The organism is Rhizobacter sp. P3_B12 (assembly GCF_056402895.1).
This window is the reverse complement of record NZ_JBFUGN010000132.1, coordinates 1-9,998: the sequence shown is the minus strand read 5'-3', so window position 1 is coordinate 9,998 and position 9,998 is coordinate 1. Positions and strand designations below refer to the sequence as shown.

8 protein-coding genes and 1 pseudogene are annotated in these 9,998 nt (G+C 66.0%); 6 read left to right on the top strand and 3 right to left on the bottom strand.

Translation table 11 applies throughout. The annotated features are described in order from the left end of the window. Positions 1-98: 98 nt before the first annotated feature. The 3 genes from yidD to rpmH form a co-directional block, all read right to left on the bottom strand. Entirely contained in the window at positions 99-458 is a 360-nt protein-coding gene (gene yidD, locus AC1D01_RS09980; protein WP_477865885.1) for a membrane protein insertion efficiency factor YidD, read from the bottom strand. A 2-nt stretch (positions 459-460) separates the two neighbouring features. Continuing rightward, a complete protein-coding gene (locus AC1D01_RS09975) occupies positions 461-910 on the bottom strand; it encodes a ribonuclease P protein component (protein WP_477865884.1) in 450 nt (149 codons plus the stop codon). 133 nt (positions 911-1,043) lie between these two features. Further along, on the bottom strand, positions 1,044-1,178 hold the full coding sequence (rpmH, locus tag AC1D01_RS09970) for a 50S ribosomal protein L34 (protein WP_047486751.1): 135 nt from the start codon (positions 1,176-1,178) through the stop codon (positions 1,044-1,046). Between the two features lie 284 nt (positions 1,179-1,462). On the opposite strand from rpmH, the gene dnaA reads away from it, so the two are divergent. The 6 genes and pseudogenes from dnaA to AC1D01_RS09940 form a co-directional block, all read left to right on the top strand. Continuing rightward, positions 1,463-2,914 carry a chromosomal replication initiator protein DnaA gene (dnaA, locus tag AC1D01_RS09965; protein ID WP_477865883.1) on the top strand — a complete coding sequence of 484 codons (1,452 nt, stop codon included), beginning with the start codon at positions 1,463-1,465 and terminating at the stop codon, positions 2,912-2,914. 243 nt (positions 2,915-3,157) lie between these two features. Next, positions 3,158-4,279, top strand: coding sequence for a DNA polymerase III subunit beta (gene dnaN, locus AC1D01_RS09960; protein WP_047592655.1), 1,122 nt, complete (start codon positions 3,158-3,160; stop codon positions 4,277-4,279). A 54-nt stretch (positions 4,280-4,333) separates the two neighbouring features. Then, positions 4,334-6,850 (top strand): DNA topoisomerase (ATP-hydrolyzing) subunit B, encoded by a 2,517-nt coding sequence (gyrB, locus tag AC1D01_RS09955; protein ID WP_477865882.1) that lies wholly within the window; start codon positions 4,334-4,336, stop codon positions 6,848-6,850. A gap of 109 nt (positions 6,851-6,959) precedes the next feature. Continuing rightward, positions 6,960-8,756: a DUF4124 domain-containing protein gene (locus tag AC1D01_RS09950; protein ID WP_477865881.1), complete on the top strand. Its 1,797-nt coding sequence runs from the start codon at positions 6,960-6,962 to the stop codon at positions 8,754-8,756. Positions 8,757-8,857: 101 nt separating this feature from the next. Continuing rightward, complete coding sequence (locus AC1D01_RS09945) at positions 8,858-9,532, top strand: DUF3348 domain-containing protein (RefSeq protein ID WP_477865880.1); 675 nt, start codon at positions 8,858-8,860, stop codon at positions 9,530-9,532. Then, positions 9,529-9,998, top strand: a pseudogene (locus AC1D01_RS09940) (hypothetical protein); the annotation flags it as partial. The gene AC1D01_RS09945 and the pseudogene AC1D01_RS09940, both read left to right, overlap by 4 nt.

Here is a 9,998-nt window from a genome sequence, read left to right as displayed (position 1 = left end):
GAACAGCGACGGTTGCCCGTTGTGCCGGCTCCACGCGTCCCAGAGCAGGACGAGCGACATCGAGAACACCACCCACAGCAGGGTGCGGCGCATATCGGTCATGGAAGAGTCTCTTCGCGGGAAAGGGGGGAAGAAGGGGGATGGGAAGCCGCAGCTGCGCCGGAGTTGGGGCCGGAACGCCGCGCCTCAAGGCGGGTGAACAGGCCGGCCAGCCTCTCGGGCACCGGATCGTGGCCGCCATTGCACCACGGGTGGCAACGCGCCAGCCGGTGCAGCGTCAGGTAGCTGCCACCGAGCGCGCCATGCCGCTCGAGCGCCTGCAGCGAATACACCGAGCAGGTCGGCTCGAAGCGGCACGCACTGCCGAGCCACGGGCTCAGGAAGAAGCGGTAGCCGCGCACCAGCGTCATCAACAGGCGTTGCGGCACGGACTTCAACTGCTCGACCCGCCGCGACATCGTCAGGCTCCGGTCCGGGCAGCGCGCGCCATCACCGCCAGCAGCTCGGTGCCGGCTGCGGTGCGCAGCGCGTCGGATGCAGCGCTCGGGAACAGCTTGCGGTCGAACGGACCGCGCAGCCGGATCACCCACAAGCCGCTCGGCAAGCCGGCCTGCGCATGCACGACGCGACGGATCTGACGCTTCAGCAGGTTGCGCGTGACGGCCCGGCGGGCATGCCGCTTGGGCACCACCGCACCCAGCCAGCAGGCGCCTTCAGGCAAGTCATCCACAGCTTTGCCCTGTTCAGGTGCCTCACCTGTTGACAACTTGTGGGCAGCTGCACGCGCAGCGGCCACTTTGACAGCAGGCCGGGCGGCCAGGAAATGGACGGCGAAATGCGTACTGCGGGCCCGGGTGGGCGCCGCGAGCACGCGCTCGAAATCAACCGATTGAACGATTCGCCCGATCACGGTGACGCCCTGGACGCCACGGCCGGCGTTGCTGCATCCAATGCCGCACCCGTTGCCGAAACGGGGGGTGCCGCCGTGGATGCGCTGACTGCGGCTGCTGTGGTGGCTACAGCTGCGCTTACAGCGACGGGCCTCAGACGGCCAGGCGCTTGCGGCCCTTGGCGCGGCGCGCGTTGATGACGGCGCGGCCACCGCGGGTCTTCATGCGCACGAGGAAACCATGGGTGCGGGCGCGGCGGGTCTTCGAAGCTTGATAAGTGCGTTTCATGATGATCAGTCCTGCTGAAGGGGGTCCCAAGTCATGTGATCTTCAATGCGATCACCACACGACTCGACCCTGCATGCTGCTCACCTTGATCATCAAGGTCACAAGAGCCGGGCCTTCGGGAAACCCACTATTACACCAAAAACCCCCTGCCAAGTCAAAGACTTACACGGTGGCATGCGCCCGTGCGGCGGTTTCATCCGGCTGCACAAGACTGTGGATAACCTCGCCCGGCGGGCCGGTTGCACCGTAGAATCCGGCCGCTCCGAGAAGAACTTTTCCACAACATGAGCGCTGATCTCTGGCAGCGCGGCTGCGAGCGTTTGGCAGCCGAACTGCCCGAACAACAATTCAACACCTGGATCCGACCGCTGCCCGCTGCCGACGTCACTGACCAAGGCATCTCCGGCGCGGTGGCATCACTGCGTGTGCCCAACCGGTTCAAGCTCGACTGGATCCGCAACCAGTACGCCGGCCGCATCGAGGCCGTGCTGAGCGAGCTGGCCGGCAAGCCGGTGCGGCTCGACCTGATGCTCGCGCCGCGCGACAACCCGCTGCCGGTCAGCGGATTCCGCAGCGACGGCCCGGTGCCGATCGCCCGCGCGCTCGGCCCGGCACGGTCGAGCGGCATCGGCCAGGGCGGCGGCGAGGTCGCCACACTGGGTGCGCCCACCATCGCCGTGCCGCGCAGCCCGTCTGCCGCGAATGCGGCCTTGCCGCGCCACCGCCTGAACCCCGCATTGACCTTCGGCTCGCTGGTCGCCGGCCGCGCGAATCAGATGGCCCGCACCGCGGCGCTGCACGTGGCCGGCGCGCCCGGGCAGATGTACAACCCGCTCTTCATCTACGGCGGTGTCGGCCTCGGCAAGACCCACCTGGTGCATGCCGTCGGCAATGCGCTGCTGGCCGACCGCGCCGACGCCCGCGTGCTCTACCTGCACGCCGAGCAGTTCATCACCGACGTCGTCAAGAACTACCAGCGCAAGACCTTCGACGAGCTGAAGGCCAAGTACCACTCGCTCGACCTGCTGCTGATCGACGACGTGCAGTTCTTCGCCGGCAAGGAGCGCACGCAGGAGGAGTTCTTCAACGCCTTCGAGGCGCTGCTGGCCAAGCGTGCCCACATCATCATGACGAGCGACACCTACCCGAAGGGGCTGGTGGACATCGACGAGCGGCTCACCTCGCGCTTCGATGCCGGCCTGACGGTGGCGATCGAGCCGCCGGAGCTGGAGATGCGCGTGGCCATCCTGATGCGCAAGTCGGATGCCGAGGGCACCGCGATGCCGGAGGACGTGGCCTTCTTCGTCGCGAAGAACGTGCGCGCCAACGTGCGCGAGCTCGAAGGCGCGCTGCGCAAGATCCTCGCGTACTCGCGGTTCTCGCACAAGGACATCAACATCCAGCTCGCCCGCGAGGCGCTGAAGGACCTGCTGTCGATCCAGAACCGCCAGGTCGGTGTCGAGAACATCCAGAAGACCGTGGCCGACTTCTACAAGATCAAGGTGGCGGACATGTACAGCAAGAAGCGCCCGGCCAGCATCGCCCGGCCGCGCCAGATCGCGATGTACCTTGCCAAGGAAATGACGCAGAAGAGCCTGCCGGAGATCGGCGAGCTGTTCGGCGGGCGCGACCACACGACGGTGCTGCACGCGGTGCGCAAGATCGCCGGCGAGCGCCAGAAGAACACCGAGTTGAACCAGCAGCTGCACGTGCTGGAGCAGACGTTGAAAGGCTGAATGCGAGCGCAGCAGAAGCGCGTGGGGATGTCAAAGCACAAGCCTGGGGACAACTCTCGAACAACATCGCAGATGTCCACAGGCCAGGCGGGTTCCAGAAAGTTGTTGTGCGCGAGTCCCGCCGTTCAGGGGCTTCTGCACACAGGGTTTCGAGGTCTGTAAGCGGTTGATGGAAAAGGGGAAAATGGCGTTCTCCACAAGGAACGCGATCCTCTACTAAGACGACTAAATTAAGAGGTTGACATGATTGTCTTGAAGGCAGCGCAAGAAAAAGTGTTGGGAGCCCTGCAGGCCGTGTCCGGCATCGTCGAACGTCGGCACACCTTGCCGATCCTGGCCAACGTGCTGATCCGCAAAACCGGCAGCCAGGTCGAGCTGACCAGCAGCGACCTGGAGATCCAGGTCCGCACCACCGCCGAGTTCGACGGCGACGCGAGCAACTTCGCGACCACCGTCGGTGCGCGCAAGCTGATCGACATCCTGCGTTCGCTGCCGGCCGACCAGATCGTCACGCTGAGCACCGCGCAGAACAAGCTGACGCTGCAGGGCGGCAAGAGCCGCTTCACGCTGCAGACGCTGCCCGCCGACGATTTCCCGCTGGTGCAGGAAGCGGCCGACTTCGGCCCGGTGTTCAGCGTGCCGCAGAAGACGCTGAAGACGCTGATCAACCAGGTGCACTTCGCGATGGCGGTGCACGACATCCGCTACTACCTGAACGGCATCCTGTTCGTCGCCGAGGGCAAGAGCCTGACGCTGGTGGCGACCGACGGCCACCGCCTGGCGCTCGCGCAAGCCAACCTCGACGTCGAGATCCCGAAGCAGGAGGTGATCCTGCCGCGCAAGACGGTGCTCGAGCTGCAGCGCTTGCTGAAGGACGAGAAGGACGATAAAGAGAACAGCCCGATCGAGATGCGCTTTGCCGGCAACCAGGCCAAGTTCAGCTTCAGCGGCATGGAGTTCGTCACCAAACTGGTCGAGGGCAAGTTCCCCGACTACAACCGCGTGATCCCGAAGAACCACAAGAACCACGTGACGCTCGGCCGCGCCCCGCTGCTGGCCAGCCTGCAGCGCGCCGCGATCCTGACCAGCGAGAAGTTCAAGGGCGTGCGCGTCAACATCGAACCGGGCGTGCTGCGCATCGCGTCGAGCAATGCCGAGCAGGAAGAGGCCAAGGAAGAACTCGAGGTCGACTACGACGGCGACGCGATCGAGATCGGCTTCAACGTCACCTACCTGATGGACGCGCTGGCCAACATGAGCGTCGAGATGGTCAAGCTGGAGCTGCAGGACACCAACTCCAGCGCCTTGTTCACCGTGCCCGAGCAGGCGGGCTTCAAGTACGTGGTGATGCCGATGCGGATCTGACGATCCGCGTGCCGCCCGCCCGTACCCGATGCATTCCATGAGTTCAACACCGCGATGACCGATTCCCTGAACACTCCCGACGACGGTGCCGCCAAGAAGGCGGCTGCAGATGCTGTGTCGAGCGCCTACGGCGAAGGCAGCATCCAGATCCTGGAAGGCCTRGAGGCCGTGCGCAAGCGCCCGGGCATGTACATCGGCGACACCTCCGACGGCACCGGGTTGCACCACCTGGTGTTCGAGGTGGTCGACAACTCGATCGACGAGGCGCTGGCCGGCTACTGCGACGACATCGTCGTGACGATCCACAGCGACAACGCGATCAGCGTCACCGACAACGGCCGCGGCATCCCGACCGGCGTCAAGATGGACGACAAGCACGAGCCCAAGCGCAGTGCGGCCGAGATCGCGCTGACCGAACTGCACGCCGGCGGCAAGTTCAACCAGAACAGCTACAAGGTGTCGGGCGGCCTGCACGGCGTGGGCGTCTCGTGCGTGAACGCGCTGTCGAAGTGGCTGCGCCTGACGGTGCGGCGCGACGGCAAGACGCACTTCATCGAGTTCCGCAAGGGCGTGCCGCAGGACCGTGTGCTGGAGATGCGCGACGGCTTCGAGGTGAGCCCGATGAAGATCACCGGCGAGACCGAGAAGCGCGGCACCGAGGTGCACTTCCTGCCGGACGACGAGATCTTCAACAACATCGACTTCCACTACGACATCCTGAGCAAGCGGCTGCGCGAGTTGAGCTTCCTGAACAACGGCGTCAAGATCCGGCTGGTCGACGAGCGCAACAACAAGGAAGACAACTTCGCCTTCATCGGCGGCGTGAAGGGTTTCGTCGACTTCATCAATACCGGCAAGAAGGTGCTGCACCCGAACATCTTCCACGCCACCGGCGACAAGATGTCGGACCAGAACACCAACATCACCGCCGAGGTGGCGATGCAGTGGAACGACGGCTACAGCGAGAACGTCCTCTGCTTCACGAACAACATTCCGCAGCGCGATGGCGGCACCCACCTGACCGGCCTGCGCGCCGGCATGACGCGGGTCATCAACAAGTACATCGAGGACAACGAGCTGGCCAAGAAGGCCAAGGTCGAGATCACCGGTGACGACATGCGCGAAGGCCTGTGCTGCGTGTTGAGCGTGAAGGTGCCGGAGCCGAAGTTCAGCAGCCAGACCAAGGACAAGCTGGTGTCCAGCGAAGTGCGCGGCCCGGTGGAAGACGTGGTCAGCAAGGCGCTGAACGACTACCTGCTGGAGAACCCGGTCGACGCGAAGATCATCTGCGGCAAGATCGTCGAGGCGGCGCGTGCGCGCGAGGCGGCCCGCAAGGCGCGCGAGATGACGCGCCGCAAGGGCGTGCTCGACGGCATGGGCCTGCCGGGCAAGCTGGCCGATTGCCAGGAGAAGGATCCGGCGCTGTGCGAGATCTACATCGTGGAGGGCGACTCGGCCGGCGGCTCGGCCAAGCAGGGCCGCGACCGCAAGTTCCAGGCGATCCTGCCGCTGCGCGGCAAGATCCTGAACGTCGAGCGGGCGCGCTTCGAGCGGTTGCTGACCAGCAATGAAATCCTGACGCTGATCACCGCGCTGGGCACGAGCATCGGCAAGGACGAGTTCAACCCGGACAAGCTGCGCTACCACCGCATCATCATCATGACCGACGCGGACGTGGACGGCGCGCACATCCGCACGCTGCTGCTGACCTTCTTCTACCGGCAGATGCCGGAGATCGTCGAGCGCGGCCACATCTACATCGCGCAGCCGCCGCTCTACAAGGTGAAGCTCGGCAAGGAAGAGCAGTACCTGAAGGACGGCCACGAGCTGGACGCCTACCTGCTGAAGGTGGCGCTGAAGGATGCGAAGCTCGAGACGGGTGTCGGCGGCACGGTGCTGCTGGGCGAGACGCTCGAGACGCTGGCACGGCAGTACGTGATGGCCAACAACGTGGTGGAGCGGCTGTCGAACTGGATGGACATCGAGGCGCTGCGCGCGATGGCCAACGGCCTGGCGCTCGACCTGGACACGCTGGAGGCGGCCGAGGTGTCGGCGGCGGCGCTGAAGGGCGCGCTGCACGATGCCGAGGTGACGGCCGAGTTCGATGCCCGCACCGACAAGCACATCCTGCGCATCAGCCGCATGCACCACGGCAACCGCAAGAGCAGCGTGATCAGCGCCGACTTCGTGCACGGCGCCGACTACGAGGCCTTGTCGACGGCAGGCCAGACCTTCAAGGGGCTGGTGAGCAATGAGGCGGTGGTCAAGCGCGGCGAGGGCGAGAAGCAGAAGGAAGCCAAGGTCGGCGACTTCCGCCAGGCGATGGCCTGGCTGATCCAGCAGGCGGAGTCGGCGGTGGGCCGCCAGCGCTACAAGGGGCTGGGCGAGATGAACCCGGCGCAGCTGTGGGAGACCACGATGGACCCGACCGTGCGGCGCCTGCTGCGCGTGCAGATCGACGACGCGATCGAGGCCGATCGGGTGTTCACGATGCTGATGGGCGACGAGGTGGAGCCGCGGCGGGAGTTCATCGAGACGAATGCGTTGAGGGCGGCGAATATCGACGTGTGAGCGAAACCACCCTTGTCGGCGTAGGCCCGGGGTAGCTTTTGGACGCCGCGGAGAGGCGGCCATCTGCAGTCGGCCGTCGATAGATTCACACGGTGAGGGAGGATTCATCTTGGTCAACTCAGCCCGCCGCGTGCGGCGTGTCACCGCACTGGCTGCACTCGTGTGCCTGGCGTGTCCCGCGGTTCATGCGCAGGTCAATCGGTGTGTCGATTCGAATGGCCGTGTCGAGTACCGCTCGACGGCCTGTGAGGGCGAGAGCCGGAGTCGCGCGTTGCCATTGGGGGAGGCGCGAACGCCGCGGAGTCCGACCGCCGCCGCCCCAGGCATGCCGTCCGGCGCGACGCGCGACACCTACACTCCGGGAGTCGACTCCCTGATGGTGACGAGCAAGGACTCGGGCAAGACATCTTCCGTCCCGCTGCCGACCAGCTTCCCGTCGTTCTCGTGGCCGACGGGGGTGGCTCACGACACCGACCTCGATATCGTCTCGGTGGTCACGATGGGTGGAGAGGGGTACCTCTACCGCTATGACGTCAGGCAAAGGCGCTGGCTCGACTACCGATCGATGAGGGGCATCGATGTCAAGTCGCTGGCCTACGACGCACAAGGCAAGCGCTACGAGGCCCGCACCTCCAATGGCGCTGTGCTGTCGATCTCGAACCAGGGTGAGCTCCTTGACGGCAAGCAACCGCTCGCGCGCCCGGGCGCGACGCAGCATGTCGACACCCTTGCGCTCGGGGCGCCCGCGTCGCCGGTGAACGATCGTCAGCTTCCCCTGCTGCAACAGGCGCCGCCGCGCACGTTGGCAGCCGATGCCGAGCTGATCGTGGTCTCGGGCTACGAGCCATCGGCAGGCGTCACGCGGGTGCTGCTGAACCGGCCGGGCAAGCGTGTGCTGCTGGTACTGAGCAGCTATGAAAAGATCCTGTGGCGCATCGAGCCGTCGGCGGGCACGACGATCACGGGAATCGTGCTTGCGTCATTGAGAGGGGGCAGCGGCGTCATTGCGGACCGTCCCGTTCCGGTCCACGTCGCCGAGCTGCCCTACGCCTACGAAACCGACAACATCAACTTTCGGCAGATGTTGCAGCAGCTGAATGCATGGTTCGGCGTGACGAAGGTCGATGTCTTGCGCGGGCGGTACCAGGTGTCTTCGATCGATGAGATCAACACGTTGGACCCCGTTCGTGCCGATCTCAGCTTGCAAGGTGTGGCGCCGACGTCGCCGACTTCCTTCTTCGCGTTCGAGCTGCTCACCCGTGACCTCCGCAAGGTGAGCTTTCGCAACGACGGGACTTCAAAAGGACCCCAACGTGGACAGAACCTGTTGGCTGACAACAAGATTGCCGTGTCGGGATCCGGGCGCCAGGTCTATACGCTGAGCGACGCCGGGCTGCACATGGCGGACACCCAATCGGGGTGGAAAGCCCTCTTGCCGCTTCCTTCGCAGTTTCCCGCGTTCTCCTGGGCGACTGCGGTGGCCTATGACTCGGACCTGGACATCGTCACGGTCGTCACGCTGGGGGGAGAAGGTTTCCTCTATCGGTATGACGCCAAGCGCGGCCGGTGGCTGGAATACCGCTCGCTCAACAACGTCGACATCACGTCATTGAGCTATGACACGCAAGCCAGGCGCTATGCGGGCTGGACCTCGAACGGCGAGCTGTTGTTCATCTCGGCAAAAGGCGAGCCGCTCGGCAGCAAGGCCTTGAAGGCGCAACTGCTCGGGTTCGGAACCCTCTATGACGGCGGGAACGCCCGCATGCCGTCGCTCACGCTTGCGCCACGCGGTTCGCAGCTTGCGCTGGTGTACGTGCGCGAGGGCGACGCGTCGATGATCTGGACGTACGACGAGAAGACAGGGCAGGCGCAGCTGACCTACAAGCGCGCCGCCGTGGACAAATGAGATGAGGGAGGAGCCCTGTGGGCCCCTCCGCGAACCCGGTGTCAACCCCCCAGACCCGGCCTCCGCCACCCCGTAAAATCCGACGTTTTTCCGTTCGCACCTTGACTGGCAGCTTGGCGCTCTCCCCGCGCCGCACCCCTCTTTCCGGCTCCGGCCTGATCCGCCTGCTGGCGACGCTTGGCGATACCCACGTCCCGGCCCTGAAGGACAGCTTCTCCGACGGGCTGTGCCGCTGGTTCGACTGGACCGACGCGATCTCGTTGTCGTCGGCGCTCGACGGCCCGCAGGACGCATCCGCCGAGGCGTCTTCCCATCGCACGGCAGCCACCGCCGCCGACCGCGAGTGCCGTCGCGTGCGCGACGCCGTCACCAAGCTCGCCGTGCCGGACCCGACCACCGACGATTTCCCGCCGCACCGCCAGCGCTACCTCGGCTGGCAGCAGGCGATGGACGCCCACATCGCCCCGCTGCGCCGCAAGCTGCGCGCCTCGCTGTCGGCCGCCTCGCCCGCGCTGGCGCGGCTGGCCGGCGTCGATGCCGTGATGGAGAAAGTCATCGGCGCCCGCGAACGCACGCTGCTGTCCACGGTGCCGGCCTGGCTCGAACAGCACTTCGAGCGCGTGCGCGGCGCGGCACCTGAAGACCAGCCCGAGCGCTGGCGCACCACCTTCTGCCAGGACATGCGCGAGGTGCTCCTCGCCGAACTGGACCTCCGAATGCAACCGGTCGAAGGGCTGCTCGATGCCCTTCGCGGGTCATCACCTGACCAACCATGACCAGATTCCTCCCTCACGCCGTGTTCGCCACCGGCCTGGCCGCCCTCGGCTGGGTCGGTGCCGGCTACCTCGGCTCCCACCCGCTGGCGCTCGCCATCACCGCGCTCATCGCGGCCTTCTACCTGATGGGCGCGCTCGAACTGCACCGCTTCCGGCAGGCCACCACCGCGCTGGCCCGTGCCGTCGCCGGCATCGCCGATCCGCTGCCCGCGCTGCGCCCCTGGCTCGACAGCGTGCCCGCGTCGCTGCAGAACGCCGTGCGCCGCCGCATCGAAGGCGAGCCCGCCGGCTTCCCCGGCCCGGCCCTCGCGCCCTACCTCGCCGGCCTGCTGGTCCTGCTGGGCATGCTCGGTACCTTCGTCGGCATGGTGTTCACGCTGCGCGGCACCGGCATGGCACTCGATGCGTCGACCGACCTGCAAGCTGTCCGCGCCTCGCTGGTGGCACCGGTGCAGGGCCTGGGCGT